This is a genomic window from Streptomyces sp. NPDC001594, from assembly GCF_042893675.1.
Lineage (GTDB): Bacteria > Actinomycetota > Actinomycetes > Streptomycetales > Streptomycetaceae > Streptomyces.
Genome location: NZ_JBIAVB010000003.1, coordinates 528031 through 549866 on the forward strand (window position 1 = coordinate 528031; position 21836 = coordinate 549866).

Genomic DNA, 21836 nt, shown 5'->3' on the forward strand with positions numbered 1-21836 from the left:
TGCTGCCCTTCAGTCAGTCCCTGGGGAGGCCGAGGATCCGCTCGGCGACGACGTTGAGCTGGACCTGGGTGGTGCCCCCGGCGATGGTCAGGCAGCGCGACATCAGCATCCCGTGCACCGCGCGCTCCCCCGCCCCCTCCCGCACCGCGCCGGCCGGGCCCAGCAGTTCGAGCGCGAGCTCGGCGGTCCGCTGCTGGTGGGGGGTCTGCACGAGCTTGCGCACGGAGGCGCCCGCGCCCGGCTCCAGGCCCGACACCTGCTGGAGGGTGGTGCGCAGGCCGATGCAGGCGAGCGCGTGCGCCTCGGCGGCGAGCGCGCCGATCCGCACCCCGTAGGAGGCGTCGAGCCCGGCGGAGGCGGCGATCAACGTCTCGAGTCCGGTGTGGAAGGTCATCTGGTCGGCCATGTGGACGCGTTCGTTGCCGAGGGTGTTGCGGGCGGCCTTCCAGCCGCCGTCGGCGGCGCCGACCAGTGCCCCGGGCGGCAGCAGGACGTCCTCGAACCACACCTCGTTGAATAGGGAGTCGCCGGTGATCTCCTTCAGCGGGCGGATCTCGATCCCGGGGGTGTTCTTCATGTCGACGACGAAGTAGCCGAGGCCCTTGTGCTTGGGTGCCTGCGGGTCGGTGCGGGCGAGCAGGATGCCGAAGTCGGCGGTGTGGGCGGAACTCGTCCACACCTTCTGCCCGTTGACCTTCCAGGAGCCGTCGGCGGTCCGCTCGGCCCGGGTGCGCAGGGAGGCCAGGTCGGAGCCGGCGCCCGGCTCGGAGAACAGCTGGCACCAGGTGGTGTCCCCGCGCAGGGTGGGCAGGACGTAGGCCTCGCGCTGCTCCTCGCTGCCGAAGGCGATCAGCGAGGGCACGATCCAGGTGGCGATCCCGAGATCGGCGACCTTGACGCCGGCCTCCTTGAGCTCCTGCTGGATCACGATCTGCTCGGCGGGCCCCGCGCCCCGCCCGTACGGCGGCGGGAGGTGGGGGTTCGCGTAGCCGGTGGGCGCGAGGACGCGGCGGGCGGCCGCCGGGCCGAGGCCGCGGGCGGCCCCGATGGCGGCGCGGGCGCCCGGGCGGTGCGCCTCGGCCTCCGCCGGGAGGCGCAGGCGCAGCTCGCGCCGGGCCCCGGCGGCGGCGAGGCGCACGGCGCGCAGGCGGTGGGCGTCGCCGGGGCCCAGGAGCTGGCGGGCGACGAGGGCGCGGCGCAGGTGGATGTGGGCGTCGTGCTCCCAGGTGAAGCCGATGCCGCCGAGGATCTGGATGCAGTCCTTGGCACAGGACCAGGCGGCGTCGAGGGCGGTTGCGGCGGCAAGCGCGGCAACGAGCGAGCGGCTCCCGCCGGGGGTGCGGGCGGAGGCATCGGCGGCAGCCTGGGCGGCGCGGTCGCCGCCCCCGCCGGAGGCACCGCCCGGGGCCCTGCCAGCCCCGCCGGGGGCACCGCCGGAGGTGCCGTCCGGGGCCGTGCCTGCACCGTCCGGGGCCGTGCCGGAGGCACCACCGGGGGCGCCGCCCCCGCCGGAGACACCGCCCGAGACACCGGCCGAGGCGCCGGCCGGGCTTTCGTCGGAGTTTTGTCCGGCGCTCGGGTCGGCGCAGTCGGCTGCGTCCCAGGTGAGGGCGCGGGCCTGTTCGAGGCGGACCAGCATCTCGGCGCACAGGTGCTTGACGCCCTGGAACCGGCCGATGGGGTGCCCGAACTGCTCGCGGGTCTTCGCGTGTTCGGCGGCCGTGTGGACCGCCCAGGCGGCGGTGCCACAGGCGTCGGCGGCGAAGAGCACGCAGGCCAGGTCCCGCACGAGGGCCTCGTCCAGCTCCAGGAGCCGGGCGGCCGGGACGGTCACCCCGTGCGCCCGGACCTCGGCGGTCGGCCGGGTCGGGTCGGCGCTCTCGTGCGGCCGGACCTCCAGCGCGTCGGCGTCCACCGCGAACCACCGGATGCCGCCCCCGCCCTCCCCCTCGGCGGCGAGCAGCACCAGCTCCGCCTCGCCGGCCCCGAGCACGGGAGGCGCGAGCCCGTCCAGCCGCCACCCGCCCCCCTCGGCGGCGACGGCGGTGACCCCGCCGGGGCCCAGGGCGACCGCCCCGACCCGCCCGTCGAGCGGCGGCGCCCCCGCCCGGTCCAGGAGTACGGAGGCCAGCGCACTCGGCAGGAACGGCCCGGGCAGCGCCGCCCGGGCGGCCTCCTCCACGACGACGGCCAGATCCAGCAGGGTCCCCCCCTCCAGATGGGGCGTCACCAGCCCCTGCGCGCACATGCCGTCCCAGTAGCCCGGCCGCGCCCCGGCCTGGGGCGGGGCGTCGAGCAGCTTCCGCACCGCCTCGGGCGGCACCGCCCGCGCCACCCAGCCGCGCACGGCGTCGGCCAACTCCCGCTGCTCCTGCGTGATTCCGATGCCCATGCGCGGCAGACTAGAACACGTTTCAATCTGACGGAAGGTGCAAGGGCTTCTCGGGGCGGGTTGCGGGCGCGGGTTGCGCGGGGGACACGGCAGGGCCCGCCCGGCCGGCCGCTCGCGGCAGGGGCGGGTCACCGGGCCGCCGGCGCCCCGTAACGGGCCGCGAGCGCCTCCACCGCCGCGGCCACCGCTGCCCGCAGCTCCGCCGGACCGAGGACTTCCGCCTCCACCCCGAGCCGCAGCAGGTCCCCCACCGCCACGGCCCGCGACTCCACCGGCAGCTCCACCTCCACCCACCCCTCCCCGTCCGGCTCCCCCGCCCCCTCCAGGGCCCGCGCCCCCGCGGCCCCGAACTGCATGGGCAGCAGCCGCCGGCCGCGCGGGGAGATCCGCAGCCGGGCCGTGTCCTGGTGGAGGGCGGCCTCCAGGCGGCGGGAGGACTCCTCCCAGTGGGCGGCCAGGTCGAAGCCGGGCGGCCGCTCGAAGTCCCCGCCCGTCTCCTCCACCTCCAGCAGCCGGGCCACCCGGTACGTGCGCGGGCTCCCGGCCGACTCCGCGACCAGGTACCAGATGCCGCCCTTGAGGACGATGCCGAGCGGGTGCAGCTCCCGCCGCCGCAGCTCGCCCGACCAGCGCCGGTACTCCACCCGCAGCGTGCGCTGCTCCCACACCGCCCGGGCCACCGCCGCCAGGTGCGGCACCGGGTCGGCTTCCCGGAACCAGGCGGGGGCGTCCAGGTGGAACCGGTCCTGGACCAGCCGGGCCCGGTCAGCCAGAGCGGCGGGCAGCGCGGCCTCCAGCTTCAGCCGGGCGGTGGCCACCACCGCCCCCAGGCCCAGGTCCCGGGCGGGCCCGGGCGCCCCGGCCAGGAACAGGGAGCCGGCCTCGGCGTCGGTGAGACCGGTCAGCCGGGTGCGGTAGCCGTCCACCAGCCGGTAGCCGCCCGCGGGCCCACGGTCGGCGCGGACCGGCACTCCGGCGGCGCCGAGCGCCTCGACGTCGCGGTACACCGTGCGGACGGACACCTCCAGTTCCGCGGCGAGTTCGGGGGCGGTCATCCCGCCGCGGTTCTGGAGCAGCAGGAGCAGGGAGAGGAGCCGGTCGGCGCGCATGCGTTCATTGTCGGCGGCGTACCTGACAGGAGGTGTCAGGTATCCCGTCGAGGCTGGTCACCGTACGAGCAACACCGCCTTTCGGAAGGACAGCCATGCCCCCGCACACCGCCACCGGCCGCTTCACCTACGCCCAGTGGGAGGAGCACGCCGCCGGCCCGGACGACGTGGTGCCCCGGCTCGCCCAGGCCTCGGTCGTCAACTCCTTCTCCGGCGGCATCGAGGCCGAGGCGACCGTGTGCCGGTACGCGATCGTCTACGTGACGCCGTCCACCGGCACGTTCACCGGCCTGGAACTGGTCACCGGCAGCCTCGACGGCCGCGACGGGAGCTTCACGGTCGAGGAGCGGGGCTCGTTCCAGGAGGAGGGCACGACCCGCTGCACCTTCGAGGTCGTCCCGGGCTCGGGCACCGGCGCCCTGACGGGCCTGCGCGGGAGCGGCTCTTTCGTCCACCGCCAGGGCGAGACGTCCGTCCCCTACACGTTCACCTACGAACTCGACTGACCCCGCACGCCTCCCACCCCCACCCCCGGCATGGTGCCCTACCGCCCGGTAGGGCACCATGGGCCGCCACACCTGCACCACAGGGCACCACACCGCACCCGCACCGCACTTCCGCCCCGCACCCGCGGCGCGTCCGCGGCGCATCCCGTGCCGGGCCCGCTCACCGCCGGAGGACCACCCATGGCCGCCACCCCCAAGCCGGAGACCCTCGCCGCCTTCGAGGCCGCCAAGGGGTTCATGCCCGTCGACGAGGGCCTCGCCCTCCACGAGGCCGCCTCCGCCGCGGCCGCGCTCGGGCTGCCGCTGCTGGAGGTCGGCACGTACTGCGGCCGCTCCACGATCCTGCTGGCCGACGCCGCCCGCGCGGCGGGGGTCCCCGCGATCACCGTCGACCACCACCGGGGCAGCGAGGAGCAGCAGCCCGGCTGGGAGTACCACGACCCGACCGTGGTGGACCCGGAGGTCGGCCTGATGGACACCCTCCCCACCTTCCGCCGCACCCTCCACAAGGCCGGCCTGGAGGAGCACGTGATCGCGGTCGTGGGCCGCTCCCCGCAGGTCGCCGCGGCCTGGGGCGGCAAGCTCGGCTTCGTCTTCATCGACGGCGGCCACACCGACGAGCACGCCACGAACGACTACGAGGGCTGGGCCCCGCACCTGGCGGTCGGCGGCACCCTGGTCATCCACGACGTCTTCCCCGACCCGGCCGACGGCGGCCAGGCCCCGTACCGCGTCTACCTGCGCGCAATGGCCTCCGGCGCCTTCGAGGAACTCCCGGCGACGAACTCCCTCCGCGTCCTGCGCCGCACGGCCGAGGGGATCTAGGCCGGACCAGTGGACATTCCGCCGGGCCTACAAGACCGACAATCGGACCACGCCCTCGGATGGCGCAGGGTGCGTACGGGGGACGCCCGGGCGTTCTAGCATCGCGTCGTGCGCTACGACGACAGCCCCCCGCCGCCCGAGTCCGCCTCCTCCATCAGTCCCGACCGGCCCTGGTTCGCACGCCGGCCCGCCCTCGCGGTGGCGCTCGCGGCGCTGGCCCCGACCTGCCTGGCGGGCTGGGTGCTCACCCAGGTGCTGGCCGGCCCGGCCTCCAACGCCCCGCAGCCGGCGGGGGCGAAGCTCGCCGCCTCAGCCCCGGCGTCCGCCGCCGCGGCCGGGGACGCCAAGGCCAGCGCCTCGCCGAGCGCCGCGGCCGCCCCGCAGGCGGCGGCCCCCGCCAAGGGCCCGCTGACCGGCCGGACCGTCGTCATCGACCCCGGGCACAACACCGGGAACTTCAAGCACGGCCGGGAGATCGACCAGCAGGTGGACATCGGCACCAACCGCAAGGAGTGCGACACCACCGGCACCACCACCAACTCCGGTTACATGGAGGCGGAGTTCTCCCTCGACGTCTCCCACCGGGTGCGCGCCCTGCTGGAGGCCAAGGGCGCCAAAGTGGTCCTGACCCACGACGGGGACCGCCCGTGGGGCCCCTGCATCGACGAGCGGGCCCGGATCGGCAACCAGGCCGCGGCCGACGCCGTCGTCTCCGTCCACGCCGACGGCGCCTCCGCCGGCAACCGCGGCTTCCACGTCATCCTCCCCGCCCGGGTCAAGGGCGGCGCGGCCGACACCGCGAAGATCGTCGGTCCCTCCCGTGACCTCGGCGAGCGCCTCGCCTCCAACTTCGCCCGCGCCACCGGCTCGTCCCCCGCCAACTACCTCGGCAGCGGCACCGGACTGGTCGTCCGGGACGACCTGGGCGGGCTCAACCTGTCGACCCGGCCCAAGGTGTTCCTGGAGTGCGGAAACATGCGGGACGACAAGGACGCGGCGCAGCTGACGAGTCCGGAGTGGCGGCAGAAGGCGGCGCAGGGCATCGCGGACGGCATCACGGGCTTCCTGGGCGGGTAGCCCTCCGGGGGCAGCGGTCCCGGAGGGCTGCCCACGGGGCCGTCCGGGGCGGCTCGCCGCCCCGGTCCTCTCGGCCGCGGAAACCTCCGTACCATGGGGGCGCCCGATCCGCCCCCCTGCCAAGACCGAGAAGGACACCAGAGACGTGAACATCCGCTCCCTCACTCGAGGCGACGGCGTGGTGATCGGAGCAGCGGTGCTGCTGTTCATCGCCTCGTTCCTCGATTTCTACTCCGCCGCCACCGGCGCCGACCTCCCGAGCGTGTGGGACACCGACGTCTACCGGCTGGCCCTCCCCGCCGTCTTCCTGCTGGGCTTCATCGCGGCGGGCCTGCTGATCGGCGCCCGCTTCCAGCCCGAGGGCCGCAAGGTCGCCGGCCTGACGCTGACGGCGTGGGGCACGGCGCTGGCCGTGGCCGCCGCTTGGAACGGACTCTGGTCGCTGATCGCCACCCCGCCGCTGGCCGACCTGGGCGCCGGGTCCATCCTCGGCTTCCTCGCCACGCTGGCCCTGGCCGCGGTGGCCGTCGCCGGTTCGAAGCTCCCCGCGCTCGCCGGGCCGCTGGTGCCGGAACCCCGGCCGGTCACCGCCCAGCCGTACGGGGGGCAGCAGCCCGGCACCGGGTACGGCTACCCGGGCGGGCAGCAGCCGCAGGGCTACGGGGCCACGCCGCAGCCGGCCCCGGCGTACGGGGGCACCCCGCAGGACTCCGCCGGCGCCGGGTTCCCGGCCGCGGAGTTCACCCCGTTCTGGTTCGCGGTGCCGGTGGCCCGGCCCCTCTTCGCCGAGGACGGCTCCCCCACCCCGATCGCGGAACTCGCCCCGGGCACCTGGTACCTGGCCGTCGACCAGCGCGGGCCGTCCGCGCTGATCGCCCAGACCCAGGACGGCCGCCGCGGCGTCCTGAACGACACCTCGGGCATCCAGCGCGGCTGAGATCCCGCGCGCACGCGCACGTACGGCCCCCCGCCCACCCGGGCGGGGGGCCGTCGCACTTCCCGGCGGGGGCCGCATGCCCTACAGTCGCCGGGGCGAATGGATCTGACGCTACGTCAGATTCCGATCGGGCTCGGGCCCGGCCGGGGGCCGGGTTCGGCCTGGGCTCGGGCCCGGGTTCGGCCTGGGCTCGGCCTCGGCTCGGAGCCGGGTTCGGCCTGGGTTCGGCCCGGGTTTACCCCGGCCTGGGCCAGGGCCGGGCCGGGGCCGGGCCGGGCCGGGGCCCAGGCATGGCAGCGGCATCGGCATCGGCATCGGCAGAGCCATCGGCATCGCGGAGGGGACCGTACATGCGCCTCGGACTCGCACTCGGCTACTGGGGCCGGGGCCCCAGCCCCTCCCACCTCGACCTCGCCACCGAGGCAGAGCGCCTGGGCTACGACTCGGTGTGGACCGCCGAGGCCTGGGGCTCCGACGCCTTCACCCCCCTCACCTGGATCGCCGCGCACACCTCCCGCATCCGCCTGGGCACCGCCATCGCCCAGATGGCCGCCCGCACCCCCACGGCCACCGCCATGCACGCGCTCACCCTGGACCACCTCTCCGGCGGCCGGATGATGCTCGGTCTGGGCCTGTCCGGGCCGCAGGTGGTGGAGGGCTGGTACGGGCGCCCCTTCCCCGCGAGCCCGCTCACCGCCACCCGCGAGTACGTCGACGTCGTCCGGCAGGTACTGCGCCGCGAGGCCCCCGTCGCCCTGGACGGCCGCTTCCACTCCCACCCGTACCGGGGGGAGGACGGCACCGGCCTCGGCAAACCCCTCAAGCCCATCACCCACCCGCTGCGCGCCGGCCTCCCGCTGCTGCTGGGGGCGGAGGGGCCGAAGAACATCGCCCAGACGACCCGGATCGCGGACGGCTGGCTGCCGCTGTACTGGTCCCCCACCCGCACGGACGTGTACCAGGCCTCCCTGACCGGGCTCCCCGAGGGGTTCATGATCGCCCCGATGGTCCGGGCGCACGTCTGCGAGGACGTCGCCGAGGGGCTGCTCCCGGTCAAGGCGATGCTCGGCTTCTACATCGGCGGCATGGGGCACGCGGCCCGCAACTTCCACGCCGACCTGATGGCCCGGATGGGGTACGAGGCGGAGGCCCGGCGGATCCAGGACCTGTTCCTGGCCGGGCGCAGGCAGGAGGCGGTCCTCGCCGTGCCGGACGCCTTCGCCGACGAGATCTCCCTGGTCGGCCCGCGCGAACGGATCGCGGAACGGCTGGAGCTGTGGCGCAAGGGCCCGGTCACCGACCTCCTCGTCACCGCCCCGGACCCGCACACCCTCCGGGTCCTGGCGGAGCTGAACCGCTAGGGCCTGTCCGGCGGATCAGGGTCGGACAGGCCGCGGTGTCCGGCGCGGTGCATCGCAAGGCGCCGGAGCGTCTCGATAGCGGAGCTATTGGGGCGTTTCGGCAACGCCGCGAGGCGCCGTGCCGGGCGCCGCGGCCCCGGCCATGATCCGCCGGACAGGCCCTAGGGGGCGTCCGCCGCGTCACCCGGGAGCGGTGGGACGGCTGCCAGCAGTTCGGGCAGGTCCGCGGGCATCACCGCGATCTCCACGTCCGGGCCGCCGTCCGCCGCCGCGCAGGCGACGATCCGCGAGCCCGGGTTGATGGTGAGCCCCTCCCGTACGGACGGGGCCCGCACGGAGCCCTCCCGGGCGCCGGCCAGCAGCACGGCGGGGCCCCGGCCGGGCTGCCAGCGGGGGGCGCCCCCGTCGCAGGACACCCGGCCCGGGCGCCAGCGGCCCTCGCCGGCCGGGCGCCGGGCCATGCCCGGGATCCCCGCGGACGGACCGGCCGCCACCCGCTGACGGTGCTTGCGGCGCAGCAGCCAGCCGGTACCGGCGGCGACCAGGGCGAAGAAGAGGAACTCGATCACACGCTCCATTCAAACAGCCCGAAACACCCGAAGCACCCGAAGCCGCCCACGGGGTACCAGGGGGCGGCTTCGGGTGCCGGTCCGGCAGCGGTCCAGCGGTCAGCCTCCGAGCTGGGAGAGGCTCGGGACCTTGTCCGTCACCGGGGCGCCCGCGCTCCGGCCGGCCTCCTTCACCCCGCCGATCACGTTCTCGAAGGAGCTGATGTCGGCGTCACCCGCGTCGCCCTTGCGCAGCTTGCCGCTCAGGTTCTTGAGGGAGTCGATGCCCGCCGTGAGCGGCCCCACCGCCTTCGACAGCAGCGGGTCGCCCTTGGCGTTTTCGGCCGCCGCCTTCAGCCGGTTGTACGCGAACGCCCCCGCGAGACCCGCCTTGATCAGCGCGAACGTACGGCCCTTCGCGCCCTTCTTGAACTTGCCCGCCCGGTACGGCTTGATGATCCACTGGTAGGTGGCCCCCGCCGCCAGACCAGCGTTGGCGACGAAGCGCGTCTTCGCGAACTTCTGCCGCTCCTCCGACGTGCTCGGCTCGGGCGTCGCCGCGGCCAGTTCGTCGGCCTCGGCCGCGTCCGGCTCCGCCACCGCGAGGGCGGCCAGCTCGGCCGCCGTCGCCGCCGAGGAGGAGACCTCCTCCCGTTGGCCCCGGTCGCCGCCGGTTCCGCAGGCGGTGGCACCGGCGATCAGCGAGGTGGACAGGACCACGGCCGCCACGGCGCGGCGGAATCGGACGGTGGTGGGTACGCGCACGGTTGCCTCCGGGGACTGAGGTGTCCCCCGCAGCCTCACCCGGCCGCCGTGCCCCCGCCACCCGGGTGACCCGTTCGGACACGGGCCGTACGGGTTTCAACCGAGCGGGAACGGCAAGACGCCCGGCATGTACGGAGACCGCATCGCAGGACGCCATCGGGCCGGCTGGTCCGTCGGCCGGCTCGTGGCGCTGGCCGCCGACGTGGTGGCGTTGATCATCATCGTGTGGATCGTGCTGGACCTGCTGGACGCGAACCGTTCCAACGACGTCGTCCAGTGGTTCCACGACGCGGCGACCTGGCTGGCGGGCTGGTCGCTCGACCTCTTCCACCTCGGCCGTCACTGGGCGCAGGTGGTCGTCGGCTACGGCATCGCCGCCGTGGTCTACCTGGTGGCGGGCCATGCCCTGGCCCGCCTCCTGCACCGCGTCTGAGACCGGCGGCGGGCCACGGCCGCCTGCTAGGAGCAGCAGCCCGCGTCCATGCCCGGCGGGAGGCGGTCGCCGCCGAAGACGACCGCGGTGGCCTCGTCCCCGCCCAGCGCGGCCACCGCGAGCAGCAGCGAGCCCGCCGTCCAGGTCGTCTGTTCCACCGGCCACACGGCCCGGTCCTCGAAGACGTAGCCCGTCCAGTACATGCCGTTGTCGGCGCGCAGGTGCCCGATCGAGCGCAGGATCTCCAGCGCCCGGTCCGACTCCCCCATCGCCCACAGGGTGAGCGCCAGCTCGCAGGACTCCCCTCCCGTCACCCACGGGTTCGGCAGCACGCACCGCACCCCCAGGTCCGGGACGACGAACTCCTCCCAGCGCTCCTCGACGCGCGCCTTCGCCGCCGCACCCGTCAGGGCGCCGCCCAGCACCGGGTAGTACCAGTCCATCGAGTAGCGGGACTTGTCCAGGAACCGCTCCGGGTGCCGGCGTATCGCGTGCGCCAGGGCGCCCGCCGCCAGCTCCCAGTCGGGCTGCGGGTCGCCGCGGTGGTCGGCGATGGCCAGGGCGCAGCGCAGGGCCTGGTGGATGGAGGAGGAGCCGGTCAGCAGGGCGTCGGTGACGGCCGTGCCGTCCGCCTCCCGCTTCCAGCCGATCTCGCCGCCCGGCTGCTGGAGCCCGAGGACGAACTCGACGGCCGCGACGACCGCCGGCCACATCCGGTCCAGGAAGGTGTCGTCGCCGGTGGTGAGGTAGTGGTGCCAGACGCCGACGGCGATGTACGCGACGAAGTTGGACTCCCGTCCCGCGTCCTGCGGTTCGGCGGTGTCCACCCCGTCGGGCCGGTCCGCGTAGGCCGCGTACCAGGAGCCGTCCTGGTTCTGGTGGCGGGCCAGCCAGGTGTAGGCCCGTTCCGCCGCCTCGTGCTCGCCGGCCGCGTCGAGGGCCATCGCGGCCTCGGTGTGGTCCCACGGGTCGAGGTGGTGGCCCCGGAACCACGGTATGGCCCCGTCGGCGCGCTGGACGGCGAGTATCCCCTCGACCGTGCGGGCCGCCTGGTCGGCGGTCAGCACGCCGTCCAGGACGAGGTGTTCGGGGACGGTGCGCTCCGGCGAGCTCACTTGGCCGCGCCGACCGGGAGGTGGGGCTTGGTGGCGTAGGCGACGAAGCTCTTGCCGATGAGCGGGTTGAGGGCCTGCTCGGCGAGGCGGGTGGCCAGGGGCTTCTTCATGATGTCCCAGACCAGGAGCTTGTGGTACGCCTGGACGGGCAGCGCCTTGTCGTTGTCCACGCCGAAGGCGCACTTGAGCCACCAGTACGGGGAGTGCAGGCCGTGCGCGTGGTGGGTGCCGTACGGCTTGAGGCCGGCCGCCTCCATCTTGCCGAGGAGTTCGTCGGCCTTGTAGATGCGGATGTGCCCGCCCTCGACCTCGTGGTAGGCGTCGGAGAGCGCCCAGCAGATCTTCTCCGGGCCGTAGCGCGGGACGGTGACCGCTATGCGGCCGCCCGGCTTGAGCACGCGCACCATCTCGGCGAGGACGCCCTTGTCGTCGGGGATGTGCTCCATCACCTCGGAGATGATGACGACGTCGAAGGACTCGTCGGGGAAGGGCAGGGCCAGGGCGTCGCCCTCCATGGCGGTGGCGGTGGCGCCGGCCGGGGCCTCCCCGGCCTCCTTCATCGCGGCGAACCACTTGGCGACCTCGCGGATCTCCTCGCCGTTGCGGTCGACGGCGACGACCTGGGCGCCGCGCCGGTAGCACTCGAAGGCGTGCCGGCCTGCGCCGCAGCCCAGATCGAGCACACGGTCGCCTGCGGCGAGCGGGAACCGGGAGAAATCGACGGTCAGCACGGGGTCCTGCCTTCGCGGTCACGGGGGTGAAGGGTGGTGCGGGTGGTGAGGGGTGTTGCGGGTCGTGCGTGGTGGGGGGGGTCCTGCGGGTGGGGGTGCTCGCCGTTCGGTGGTGCGCCGGCTAGCGGGTTCGGGCGGCGGTGGCCCGGGCGATGGCGGCTCTGTAGTGCGCGGCGGTGCCTTCGGCGGCCTTGGCCCAGGTGAACCGGGTCAGCACCCGCTCCCGCCCGGCCGCTCCGAGCCGCGCGCGCAGTTCCGCGTCGCCCAGCATCCGGCCCAGGGCCGCGGCCAGCGCTCCCGCGTCGCCGGGCGGCACGGCCAGGCAGGTCTCCCCGTCCGGGCCGGCCACCTCGGGGATGGCCCCGCCGGTGGTGGCCACGAGCGGGGTGCCGGTGGCCATGGCCTCGGCCGCGGGGAGCGAGAAGCCCTCGTAGAGCGAAGGCACGCAGGCCACCTGGGCGCCGCGCACCAGGTCGACCAGCTCGGCGTCGGTGATGCCCTTGACGAAACGGACCGCGTCCTGGAGGTCGTACTTCTCGATCGCGCGGGCCACCGGCCCGCTCTCGGCCCGCTTGCCGACGACGACGAGGTGCGCGTCGGGCTGCTCCGTGCGCAGCTTGGCGAGCGCCTCGACGAGGTGGACGAGCCCCTTGAGCGGGACGTCGGCGCTGGAGGTGGTCACGATCCGCCCCGGGACCTCGGCCACGGACGGGTCGGGCGACCAGAGGTCGGTGTCGGCGCCGATGTGGACGACGTGGATGCGGTCGTCGCGGACGCCGAGGTGTTCGGCGATCTCCTGCCGGGAGGAGCCGGAGACCGTGAGGACGGAGGGCAGGCGGCGGGCGACGCGGCCCTGCATGCGCGTGAACGCGTACCAGCGGCGCACGGAGGCCCGCTTCTTGCGGTCCTTGGCGGCGGCGAGGTCGAGCTTGCGGTCGACGGTGATGGGGTGGTGGATGGTCGTCACCAGCGGGGCGCCGAGGTCGCCGAGGAGGCCGTAGCCGAGGGTCTGGTTGTCGTGGATGACGTCGAACTCGCCCGCCCGGGCCTGGAGGTGGCGCCGGGCGCGGAGGGAGAAGGTGAGCGGCTCGGGGAAGCCGCCGGTCCACATCGTCGCGACTTCGAGGGCGTCGATCCAGTCCCGGTACTCGTCGCGCTTCGGTGTGCGGAACGGGTCGGGGCTGCGGTAGAGGTCCAGGCTCGGCAGTTCGGTGAGCGTGGCGCCGGTGTCGAGCACCGGGTAGGGCTGCGCACCGATCACCTCGACGGAGTGGCCCAGCTTCACGAGCTCACGGGAGAGGTGGCGGACGTAGACGCCCTGGCCGCCGCAGAACGGGTTCCCCTTATAGGTGAGGAGTGCGATGCGGAGCGGGCGGTCGCCGTCGGCGGCGGAAGCGTCGAACGCCTCGAAAGGGCTCTCCACCACGGCCTCTGCGGTCACTCTCGGCCCCCTTCTCCCTGCGCTGTCGCCGGAGCGTAACCGCTCGGATAATGTAGAACAAGTTTCAGACTTGATCCGTCGAAGACCATTGAATCTACCGGCCGGAAACCACACCGTAAGAGGCGGAGCAGGTGATTCGCGCCACGGCTCGGACGCCCGGGATGCCGGCGTCCGGCCCATCCCGGAATCAGCCCCCGCAACGACACGGAACGCCAGGAACGGGACACATGACAGCGGAAGCGAAGGCCGTCACGAAACCGGCGACGACCACCGGGCCGGCGTCCCCTCCCCTGACGGAGCGCCAGGAGGCCCGTCGGCGCCGGATCCTGCACGCGAGCGCGCAACTGGCCAGCCGGGGCGGCTTCGACGCGGTGCAGATGCGCGAGGTCGCGGAGTCCTCGCAGGTCGCCCTCGGGACGCTGTACCGGTACTTCCCGTCGAAGGTGCACCTGCTGGTCGCGACCATGCAGGACCAGCTCCAGCACCTGCACGCGACGCTGCGCAAGCGGCCTCCGGCGGGCGTGGAGCCGGCCGAGCGGGTGGCGGAGACCCTGATGCGGGCGTTCCGGGCGCTCCAGCGGGAACCGCACCTGGCGGACGCCATGGTCCGCGCCCTGACGTTCGCGGACCGCAGCGTCAGCCCGGAGGTGGACACGGTCTCGCGGCTGACGACGGCCATCATCCTCGACGCGATGGGCCTGGAGGCCCCGCCGACGGCGGAGCAGCTGTCGGCGGTCCGCGTCATCGAGCACACCTGGCACTCGGCGCTGATCACGTGGCTGTCGGGGCGGGCGTCGATCGCGCAGGTGAAGATAGACATCGAGACGGTCTGCCGGCTGATCGACCTGACGGCCCCGGAAAAGGCCTGAACGGGTTGTCGGACGGCGGGCTGCGGGGCGGGCCCGCCATCTCCCCCTCGAGGTGTCGGGGGCGGGTCGGTGCTTGCCCACCCGCCTCCCTGTCTGCGGGGCGGTGGGGTGGGGGCCGGGTCCCGGTCGGGCGGCCTCAGAGAGGGTTGGGGGTTTCCCGCCAGTCCCACTGTCCTTCCGGTTCGGGCCGGTCGGTCAAGGGCGCTCCTTCGTCGCGTCGCTTCGCGATGTCGCTGCGCTCCACCCTTGACAGCCCGTCCCGCCCCGGAAAGACAAGGACTGCCGGGAAACCCCCAAAAGGACGGCACGGTCCTACCTTGACCATCCGGCTCCCTCAGCGATGAGCCGGGCCGTCGGGGACCGCCTCGCCGGGCATCCGGGCTGACGTGGGTGCCGTTCGGGGCCGCCCTCCGCATCAGATCGCTACGCGCTTCTCCCGTCTCGGCGTCCGCAGCCCGTCCGGGGCTGATACCCGCGCCTGATGACGAACAGAGCGGCATCCGGGCCGATGGGCGCCCACGGCTGGCGGTGCCAGTCCCACTGCGGATGGCGGTCCAGGAGCTCCGGGAACTCGCTTGCCCGCAGGATCGGTCGGTTCGGGCAGCCGGTCAGGCGTCGAAGTCGTATTCCAGGACGTAGGACGCCGAGTCCAGGGTCATGTCGTTGACTTCGACGGGGCGGCCGCCCTCGGCGAAGGCGGTGCGGACGAGGTGGATGACGGGCGTGCCCGGCGAGAGCGACAGGCGCTCGGCCTCGTCGGCCGAGGGCATCCGGGAGCGGAGTTCTTCCCGGAAATGAACGGGCTCGTGCCCCAGTTCTGCGAGCCTCGCGTACACGCCACCAGGGCCGGTGTCGGCCCGGGTGATGGCCGAGTCGGCGACGATGTTCGACGGGAGGTATGACGTCGCGAAGAGGACCGGCTTTCCTTCGAGTACGAAGCGACGGCTCCGCACCCAGACCCGAGCCCCGGAAGAGAGGCCGAGGGCGCCGGCGATGCGGTTGTCCGCCTTCTGCTCGCTCACGTCGATCTGATCGACGACGAGTTCGCGGTCGTCGAGATCGGCGGACCAGATGGAACGACCCGACCCCCACTGCCCCTGTGCCAGTCGCTGGATTCCGCGCCGCCGCCGGATCCTGAACGAGCGGACGAAGACCCCGGCACCTCTCCGCGCCTCGACGAGTCCTTCATTCTGGAGGACCCCGAGGGCCTGGCGTGCGGTCATGCGGGCGACCTCGTAGGTGGCCATGAGGTCGTTCTCACCCGGCACCCGGTCACCCGGGCCGTACTCGCCCGACCGGATGGCCGCCTTCAAGGCATCGGCGATCCGCTGGTACTTCGGCTGGCGGGTGCCGCCCTGGCTGGCCATCGAACCGATCACTCCTTCTGCTCTGTGGACACCCTAGGCCCAGCCCCACCCATCAGGGTCGGGATCCACCCCGACCCCTTTCGGGCGAGTTCTCTAGAGATTGATTGCCAGGGCGCGGCCGGGCCCACTACCGTGCGGCTATCTCTAGAGAGGCTGCTCGCGAGTGGCCTTCAGGCTGAGGAGTGATCTGTATGCGGCAGATTCCCGTCGAGGGGGCAGCCCTCGAAGTGCACGGTGCCCCGTTGGACAGGGTGAGCACGTTGGCCGGGCCCAGCGTTGAGCTCTTGGAGCGGGCCCTCGATGGGTGGGAGCGGTTCCTCGACGGGCTGGAGGGGGCGTCCGGTGAGTGAGGGGTACGCCTACGTGCCGCATCGGCTGCTGCGCCGGCGCGTGCGGGACATCCCGTCCGGGGTCGAGGGCGTGCTGATGGCCGTGGTCAACGAGGACGTCTCGGACTGCGCCGGGTACGAGCGGTGGGTGGAACTCGCGTACGTTCGCGACGCGTCCGGCCGCGAGTTCACCACCGCCGTCGGGAACGTCGAGGCGATCGAGTGGGTGGACCGAGTCAGTCCGCGGTGCGGCGGAGGACGAGGGTGGCGAAGCCCCAGGTGTTGCGGTAGGTGCGGAGCCATTCGGTGCGGCGGGTGGTGGCCCAGGTGAGGACCTGGGGGCTGTCCGGGTGGGTGGGGTGGTCCAGGGCCCAGTCGGCCAGGGTGCCCCAGTTGGACCACTCGTAGTCGTCCAGCTCCTGGCGGGTGCTGGTGTGGCCCTGGACGGGGGTCCAGCCGGCGGCGGTGATGTGCTCGATGGTGGTCGGGAGGTCGGCGAAGTCGCCCAGTACGTCCACCGCTTCGGGGGTGGGGGTGCGTTCCCAGAAGCCGTCGCCGATCAGGACGCGGCCGCCGGGGGCCAGGTGGGCGCGGGCGGCTTCGAGGGTGGGGAGGAGACCGCCGAGGGCGTGGGTGGAGCCGACGCAGAGGATCAGGTCGAAGGGGTGGGGGGAGGTGAAGTCCTCGGCCTTGCAGCAGTGGAGGTCGAGGCGGGGTTCCACGCCCAGGCGGATGGCCTTCTGGCGGGCCTCCGCCAGGTCGGACTTCGCGATGTCCACGCCCTCGGCGCGCAGGTCCGGGTGGGTGGTCAGGGCGCGCAGGAGCCATTCCGCGCTGCCGCAGCCCAGGTCCAGGACGCGTTCGTCGCCGCGCGGGAGGGCGAGGGCGAGGAGGCGGGTCACGGAGGCGTCGTTCAGGGGGGACTTGATGGGGTGGTGGGTGTGGGCGAGTTTGGAGATCTGTTCGCGGTTCATCCGGCGCAGCTTTGCAGGGCTTGCGGTGTGGCGCAGCTCGTTTTTCGTGCGGCGTTAGGTTGTGTCGGTGATCGATGAAGCTGTGGTCTGGGACCGTTTCGCCGCGCTGCCGCCGGATGCCGAGGGCGACGAGGTGCGGGTGTGCTGGGCGATCGGTGAGCAGGAGGCGGGGCTCGAGTACCTGGTGGACGCGCTCCTGCGGCACCGGGTGCCGATCGGTGCGGACACCCGGGTGGAGATCGCCGTGGTGTCGGAGGGGTGGGGGGTCCGGGAGAGCGTGGCCCGGCGGTTGGCGGACTGCCCCGGGGACGGTCTGCCCGGTGGGCTGGAGCTGGTCGAGGGCGGCGTTCCGCTCGGTGGGGTCGACCCCCGGCTGGACGGCTTCCTCCTGATCCCGTGGATCCGGGCCACGGGATCAGGGAGGCTGCTGGTGCGGGCCCACGTGGAGGAGCCCTGGGGGGACCTTTCGCTCATTCCGGAGTACTACGGGGTCCTGGCCTCCGAGCGGGGGCCGGTGCTGAGGCTCTTCGAGTCCTTCTCCGCCCGTGAGGCGTTCGAGGAGCTCCGGGGATCAGACGCCTGAGGTCGCCTCGGTCTTCAGCATGCCGCGCAGCGCGTCGCGGAATTCCTGGGTGTCCTCCTCGCCGTGGACGGCGACCGCGTGCTGGACGGCCGCGCCCATGACCTCGTCCTCCTCGCCGATGATCGTCAGGGTGCACCCGATCTCGCTGGGGTATTCCCGGCAGTCCATGACCTTGCGCATGACGCACCTCCTACTGGTCACGCCTTCCACGATCCTCCGTTCGCCGCCGGGAGGAAAGCCGGGCCGCCGGTCAGGCGCCGCCCGGCTGGCGGACGCCGTTGACGGTGAGGCGGTAGGGGGTCGCGGTCTTGATCGTTTCGGTGGGTTCGTAGTGGTCGACGATCGCGAAGACGGTGGTGGCCCGGGTGCCCAGGAGGCGGCGCAGGCGGCGCTCGTCGAGGGCAGCGTGGTGGTCGGCGTCGAGGGGGACGTCGGCGGTCCAGGCCCGCTTGTGGTCGTCGGTGTAGGCGACGAGGCGCAGGCTGATGCCGGGGATCTTCTTGATCTGGTAGTCGCTGATCGTCTGCCAGCCGGTGAGGCTCGTGCCGTCCGAGATGAGGGTGGGGCCGGAGGCGATGTTGTCGATCCACAGGCCGGGCTGGATCACGCTGGCGTCGGTCTTGTAGCGGAAGGCCACCAGCACCGTCCGGCCTGCCAGGTCGCCGAGGTCGACGCTCTGGTGGGTCCAGCCGCCGGAATCGCCGCTGAATCCGGGCAGCAGGGCTGCGATGTCGGCTTCCGCGTCGCCGTTCAGGCTGGTGACCATGCCCGCGCTCCGGCGCGAGGTGAAGGTGACCCCTCCGTCGGTGGACACCTGGACCACGCCGAGGTCGTAGCCCTGCTCGATGTCCCAGCGCGCGTCGAAGGAAAGGGTGGGGTCGGCCGGGTCGACGGTCACGGACCGCACGATGCTGCGGTCGACGCTGACCTCGTCGCCGGCGGGTCCCGAGTACAGGGCGGGATCGCCGGGGCCGTGGCCGCTCGCCTCGACGGTCCACTCCACCGGGCGGGTCGGGTAGTCGGCGGGGGCGTCGAAGGTGAGGGACTTCAGCGCACCGGCGGGGAGGTGCGTGCCGGCGCCGTCGCGCAGGCGGACGAAGTCGGCGCCGTTGGAGGGGGCGCCCGGGCGGGCGACCAGTCGACGGTCGGCCAGGTGCGGAGCGTGCCGAGCCTGGCCTCGCCGCCCCCGTAACGGCCCCTCTTCGCCTGCTGGGACAGCCGGGGTGAATGGTGGCGCTTGTGGTGCACCGAGTGGCGGTGCTCGCGGTTCGGCCGGGGCTGGGGCTGCGGGGCGGCCTGGGCCGGGGTGGGGGGCAGGGCCCAGGCCAGGAGGAGTGCGGTCAGGACCAGGGGCCACCACGCGGTGCGTCTGCGCGCGGTGGACGGGGCGGGCAGGCGCATCGGTCTTCTTCCGGAGCAGCGGAAGGGGGCGATGCGACAAGTTAGCGAAAGGGGATATTCCGGTCGGGCGTGTCGGGTGGGGCGTGTCGGGCCGGGGCCGGCCCGACACGTCCGCCGTCAGTCCGCCGTCAGTCCTCCGGCGGGAACACCGGCTCCCCGGTGGCCGCCAGGGTGATCAGGATGGCCTCCACCGGGCAGCCTTCCGCGGCCGTGAGGGTGGGTTCGTTGGCGTCCGCCTGCGGGGTGCGGGGGTGGGACTGGCGGGCGGAGTCGAGGGTGAAGGCGTCCGGGGCGTGGTTCACGCACATGCCCGAGCCGATGCAGACGCCCCGGTCCACCTCGATCTGCCAGCGGTCGCCCATCACGAGCCCGCCGGCAGGTGGATCATCTTGTGCTCCAGGTACTCGCTCAGGCCCTCGGGGCCGAACTCGCGTCCCACGCCGCTGCTCTTGTAGCCGCCGAAGGGGCCGAGCATGTCCAGGCTGAAGGTGTTGACGTTGAACGTGCCGGTGCGCACGCCGCGGGCGAAGTCGACGCCGTGGTCGGTGTCGGCGGTCCAGACGCTGCCGCTGAGGCCGAACTCCGAGTCGTTGGCGATGCGGGAGGCCTCGGCCTCGTCCCCGTAGGGGATCAGGCAGACGACCGGGCCGAAGATCTCCTCGCGGGCGATCCGCATCGAGTTGTCGACGTCGCCGAAGAGGGTGGGTTCGACGTACCAGCCGCGCTCCAGGCCCGCCGGGCGGCCGCCGCCGGTGAGGAGCTTGGCGCCCTCCTCCTGGCCGATGCGGATGTAGTCGAGGGAGCGCTGCTGCTGGCGCTCGGCGACGAGCGGGCCGAGCTGGGTCGCCGGGTCGAGGGGGTCGCCGACGACGAGGGCTCCGGCGGCCGCCGCGAGCGCCTCGGCGATCTCCTCGTAGCGGCTGCGCGGGGCGAGGATGCGGGTCTGGGCCACGCAGGCCTGGCCGTTGTTCATCCAGGCGGCGGGGACGATCCCGGCGACGGCGGACGCCACGTCGGCATCGGGCAGGATCACGGCGGCGGACTTGCCGCCGAGTTCGAGGGTGACCCGGGTCAGGTTGCGGGCGGCGACCTCCATGACCCGCTTGCCGGCCGCGACCGAGCCGGTGAAGGCGACCTTGTCGATGCCGGGGTGGCCGACCAGGTACTCGCTGACCTCGCGGTCGGCGGGCAGGACCGACAGCACGCCCTCGGGCAGCCCGGCCTCCCGGGCGATGTCGGCCAGGATGAAGGAGTCCAGCGGGGCCTCGGGCGAGGGCTTGAGGATGACGGAGGAGCCGGTGAGCAGGGCGGGCGCGAGCTTGGCGGCGGCCACGAACTGCGGCACGTTCCACGGGATGACGGCGGCGACGACCCCGACCGGTTCACGGCGCACGAGGATCGGGCCGAGGGCGCCCTGGCGGCGTTCCTCGTAGGGGTAGTCGCGGGCGACGGTGATGGCGGAGTCGTAGACCATCATCGCGCCGAGGGCCTGGGCGAGGACGCTCCAGGAGTACGGGGAGCCGTTCTGGGAGCTGATGGAGCGGGCTATCTCCTCGTGCCGGACGGTGATGGCGTCCTTGATGCGGGAGACGACGGCGATGCGCTCGTCCAGGGTGAGGCGGGGCCAGGGGCCTTCGTCGAAGGCCTCGCGGGCGGCGGTGACGGCCCGGTCGACGTCGGCCTCGCAGGCGTGCGGGACGCTGCCGATGACCTGCTCGGTGTGGGGGGAGACGACGCGGATGGTGCCGGTGCCCAGCGGATCGGTCCATTCCCCGCCGATGAACAGTTGTCCGTGTTCCACGAGCTCGGTCATGTCCGATGCCTCCAGGGGCTGCGCACGCTCTCACCGATGTCGCAGAACTGATACCAGTTCTAGTTCCAGGAGTCCACGGTCCGGACGGGGGTAGTGGAAGATCCGATGGCCGGTCAGGACTGTTGGTGGATGGTCTACTTGGGCTACTACTGGAACGCGTTCTCGTCAGAGCGGACCGAGCCGGCCAGGGAGCCCCCATGTCAGAGGTCATGTCACAGGTCACCGACCACGGCGGGGGTGTGTGGGGCATCCAGGTCCCCATCCCCGACAACCCCCTCGGACACACCCTCGTCCACGTCCTCGACACGGACGCCGGCCCCGTCCTCGTCGACACCGGCTGGGACGACCCCGGCTCCTGGGACGCCCTCACCGCCGGGCTCGGCGCGCTCGGCATCGCCGTCGCCGACGTGCACGGGGTGGTCATCACCCACCACCACCCCGACCACCACGGCCTGTCCGGGAAGGTCCGCGAGGCCTCCGGGGCGTGGATCGCCATGCACGCCGCCGACACCGAGGTCGTCCTGCGGACCCGCTGCGCCGACCCCGGCCACTGGTTCGACTACATGGGCGAGAAGCTCACCGCCGCCGGAGCCCCCGAGGAGCACGTCGCACCGCTGCGGGCGCTGCGCGAGAGCGGCCGGGCCCGGACCCTGCCCGGGCTGCGGGCCGCCGTCCCCGACCGGGAGATCGTCCCCGGGGAGCTGCTGGCGCTGCCCGGGCGCCGGCTGCGCGCGATCTGGACCCCCGGGCACACCCCCGGCCACGTCTGCCTGCACCTGGAGGAGGCCCACCCCGCGAACCTGCCCGGCAACGGCCGGCTGTTCTCCGGCGACCACCTGCTGCCCGGGATCTCCCCGCACATCGGCCTGTACGAGGCCCCGGAGGACACCCGGGTCACCGACCCGCTCGGCGACTACCTCGACTCCCTCGAACGCGTCGGCCGCCTGCGGCCCGCCGAGGTGCTCCCGGCCCACCAGCACGCCTTCACCGACGCCCCCGCCCGCGTACGGGAGCTCCTCACCCACCACGAGGAGCGGCTGGAGGGGCTGTGGCGGCTGCTGGCCGAGCCGCTGACCCCGTGGGCGCTGGCGGAACGGATGCAGTGGAACCGGCCCTGGGAGCGGATCCCGTACGGCTCCCGGACCATCGCCGTCTCCGAAGCGGAAGCGCACCTGCGGCGGCTGGTGAAGCAGGGCCGGGCCGAGGCGGTCCCGGGCACCGACCCGGTCGCGTACCGGGCGGTCTGAGCGGCGCCGGCCG

General features: G+C 73.7%; 24 protein-coding genes. 10 read left to right on the forward strand and 14 right to left on the reverse strand.

Going from position 1 to position 21836, the window contains the following annotated elements; genetic code table 11:
- Window positions 1-13 precede the first annotated feature (13 nt).
- Window positions 14-2392: an acyl-CoA dehydrogenase family protein gene (locus tag ACFY0O_RS08715; protein ID WP_388944425.1), complete on the reverse strand. Its 2379-nt coding sequence runs from the start codon at window positions 2390-2392 to the stop codon at window positions 14-16.
- A gap of 128 nt (window positions 2393-2520) precedes the next feature.
- A complete protein-coding gene (locus ACFY0O_RS08720) occupies window positions 2521-3501 on the reverse strand; it encodes a helix-turn-helix transcriptional regulator (protein ID WP_388944428.1) in 981 nt (326 codons plus the stop codon).
- 95 nt (window positions 3502-3596) lie between these two features.
- Between ACFY0O_RS08720 and ACFY0O_RS08725 the strand changes: the two genes are divergently transcribed.
- The 5 genes from ACFY0O_RS08725 to ACFY0O_RS08745 all read left to right on the forward strand — a co-directional run bounded on the left by ACFY0O_RS08725 (window position 3597) and on the right by ACFY0O_RS08745 (window position 8207).
- Window positions 3597-4007, forward strand: coding sequence for a DUF3224 domain-containing protein (locus tag ACFY0O_RS08725; RefSeq protein WP_388944431.1), 411 nt, complete (start codon window positions 3597-3599; stop codon window positions 4005-4007).
- A 180-nt stretch (window positions 4008-4187) separates the two neighbouring features.
- Window positions 4188-4832, forward strand: a complete 645-nt coding sequence (locus ACFY0O_RS08730) for a class I SAM-dependent methyltransferase (protein WP_388944433.1) — start codon at window positions 4188-4190, stop codon at window positions 4830-4832.
- Window positions 4833-4940: 108 nt separating this feature from the next.
- Window positions 4941-5909: an N-acetylmuramoyl-L-alanine amidase gene (locus ACFY0O_RS08735; RefSeq protein WP_388944435.1), complete on the forward strand. Its 969-nt coding sequence runs from the start codon at window positions 4941-4943 to the stop codon at window positions 5907-5909.
- Window positions 5910-6054: 145 nt separating this feature from the next.
- A complete protein-coding gene (locus ACFY0O_RS08740; RefSeq protein WP_388944438.1) occupies window positions 6055-6846 on the forward strand; it encodes a hypothetical protein in 792 nt (263 codons plus the stop codon).
- A gap of 350 nt (window positions 6847-7196) precedes the next feature.
- On the forward strand, window positions 7197-8207 hold the full coding sequence (locus ACFY0O_RS08745) for an LLM class F420-dependent oxidoreductase (RefSeq protein ID WP_388944441.1): 1011 nt from the start codon (window positions 7197-7199) through the stop codon (window positions 8205-8207).
- Between the two features lie 161 nt (window positions 8208-8368).
- Here ACFY0O_RS08745 and ACFY0O_RS08750 read toward each other — a convergent pair whose 3' ends face one another.
- Window positions 8369-8776: a hypothetical protein gene (locus ACFY0O_RS08750; RefSeq protein WP_388944444.1), complete on the reverse strand. Its 408-nt coding sequence runs from the start codon at window positions 8774-8776 to the stop codon at window positions 8369-8371.
- A 99-nt stretch (window positions 8777-8875) separates the two neighbouring features.
- Window positions 8876-9520, reverse strand: coding sequence for a hypothetical protein (locus ACFY0O_RS08755; protein ID WP_388944447.1), 645 nt, complete (start codon window positions 9518-9520; stop codon window positions 8876-8878).
- A 127-nt stretch (window positions 9521-9647) separates the two neighbouring features.
- Between ACFY0O_RS08755 and ACFY0O_RS08760 the strand changes: the two genes are divergently transcribed.
- Entirely contained in the window at window positions 9648-9953 is a 306-nt protein-coding gene (locus tag ACFY0O_RS08760) for a hypothetical protein (protein ID WP_388944449.1), read from the forward strand.
- 26 nt (window positions 9954-9979) lie between these two features.
- On the opposite strand, the gene ACFY0O_RS08765 is transcribed toward ACFY0O_RS08760, so the two are convergent.
- The 3 genes from ACFY0O_RS08765 to ACFY0O_RS08775 form a co-directional block, all read right to left on the reverse strand.
- The gene (locus tag ACFY0O_RS08765) at window positions 9980-11068 is read right to left on the reverse strand and encodes a prenyltransferase (protein WP_388944451.1); all 1089 of its coding nucleotides are present in this window, start codon (window positions 11066-11068) and stop codon (window positions 9980-9982) included.
- Window positions 11065-11799, reverse strand: coding sequence for a class I SAM-dependent methyltransferase (locus ACFY0O_RS08770; protein WP_388944454.1), 735 nt, complete (start codon window positions 11797-11799; stop codon window positions 11065-11067). Before ACFY0O_RS08770 ends, ACFY0O_RS08765 begins: the two co-directional genes overlap by 4 nt.
- A gap of 121 nt (window positions 11800-11920) precedes the next feature.
- On the reverse strand, window positions 11921-13240 hold the full coding sequence (locus tag ACFY0O_RS08775) for a glycosyltransferase family 4 protein (RefSeq protein ID WP_358898356.1): 1320 nt from the start codon (window positions 13238-13240) through the stop codon (window positions 11921-11923).
- Between the two features lie 227 nt (window positions 13241-13467).
- Between ACFY0O_RS08775 and ACFY0O_RS08780 the strand changes: the two genes are divergently transcribed.
- On the forward strand, window positions 13468-14109 hold the full coding sequence (locus ACFY0O_RS08780; RefSeq protein ID WP_358898355.1) for a TetR family transcriptional regulator: 642 nt from the start codon (window positions 13468-13470) through the stop codon (window positions 14107-14109).
- A gap of 608 nt (window positions 14110-14717) precedes the next feature.
- Here the strand turns inward: ACFY0O_RS08780 and ACFY0O_RS08785 are convergent.
- Window positions 14718-15476: a GntR family transcriptional regulator gene (locus ACFY0O_RS08785; RefSeq protein WP_388944457.1), complete on the reverse strand. Its 759-nt coding sequence runs from the start codon at window positions 15474-15476 to the stop codon at window positions 14718-14720.
- 342 nt (window positions 15477-15818) lie between these two features.
- Between ACFY0O_RS08785 and ACFY0O_RS08790 the strand changes: the two genes are divergently transcribed.
- The gene (locus ACFY0O_RS08790) at window positions 15819-16136 is read left to right on the forward strand and encodes a hypothetical protein (RefSeq protein ID WP_388944459.1); all 318 of its coding nucleotides are present in this window, start codon (window positions 15819-15821) and stop codon (window positions 16134-16136) included.
- Here the strand turns inward: ACFY0O_RS08790 and ACFY0O_RS08795 are convergent.
- Complete coding sequence (locus tag ACFY0O_RS08795) at window positions 16042-16779, reverse strand: SAM-dependent methyltransferase (RefSeq protein ID WP_388944462.1); 738 nt, start codon at window positions 16777-16779, stop codon at window positions 16042-16044. The two genes, ACFY0O_RS08790 and ACFY0O_RS08795, sit on opposite strands and share 95 nt — an antisense overlap.
- Before the next feature lie 67 nt (window positions 16780-16846).
- Between ACFY0O_RS08795 and ACFY0O_RS08800 the strand changes: the two genes are divergently transcribed.
- Complete coding sequence (locus ACFY0O_RS08800; RefSeq protein WP_388944465.1) at window positions 16847-17362, forward strand: hypothetical protein; 516 nt, start codon at window positions 16847-16849, stop codon at window positions 17360-17362.
- On the opposite strand, the gene ACFY0O_RS08805 is transcribed toward ACFY0O_RS08800, so the two are convergent.
- From ACFY0O_RS08805 to ACFY0O_RS08825, 5 genes are all read right to left on the reverse strand, one after another.
- Window positions 17351-17542 carry a DUF1059 domain-containing protein gene (locus tag ACFY0O_RS08805; RefSeq protein WP_358898349.1) on the reverse strand — a complete coding sequence of 64 codons (192 nt, stop codon included), beginning with the start codon at window positions 17540-17542 and terminating at the stop codon, window positions 17351-17353. The genes ACFY0O_RS08800 and ACFY0O_RS08805 overlap by 12 nt on opposite strands.
- Before the next feature lie 70 nt (window positions 17543-17612).
- Window positions 17613-18365, reverse strand: coding sequence for a hypothetical protein (locus ACFY0O_RS08810; protein ID WP_388944468.1), 753 nt, complete (start codon window positions 18363-18365; stop codon window positions 17613-17615).
- Window positions 18366-18409: 44 nt separating this feature from the next.
- Entirely contained in the window at window positions 18410-18763 is a 354-nt protein-coding gene (locus tag ACFY0O_RS08815; RefSeq protein ID WP_388944471.1) for a hypothetical protein, read from the reverse strand.
- A 128-nt stretch (window positions 18764-18891) separates the two neighbouring features.
- Entirely contained in the window at window positions 18892-19125 is a 234-nt protein-coding gene (locus tag ACFY0O_RS08820; RefSeq protein WP_388944474.1) for a ferredoxin, read from the reverse strand.
- On the reverse strand, window positions 19125-20576 hold the full coding sequence (locus ACFY0O_RS08825) for an aldehyde dehydrogenase (RefSeq protein ID WP_388944476.1): 1452 nt from the start codon (window positions 20574-20576) through the stop codon (window positions 19125-19127). Before ACFY0O_RS08825 ends, ACFY0O_RS08820 begins: the two co-directional genes overlap by 1 nt.
- Before the next feature lie 209 nt (window positions 20577-20785).
- Between ACFY0O_RS08825 and ACFY0O_RS08830 the strand changes: the two genes are divergently transcribed.
- A complete protein-coding gene (locus tag ACFY0O_RS08830; protein ID WP_388944565.1) occupies window positions 20786-21823 on the forward strand; it encodes an MBL fold metallo-hydrolase in 1038 nt (345 codons plus the stop codon).
- Window positions 21824-21836: the final 13 nt, after the last annotated feature.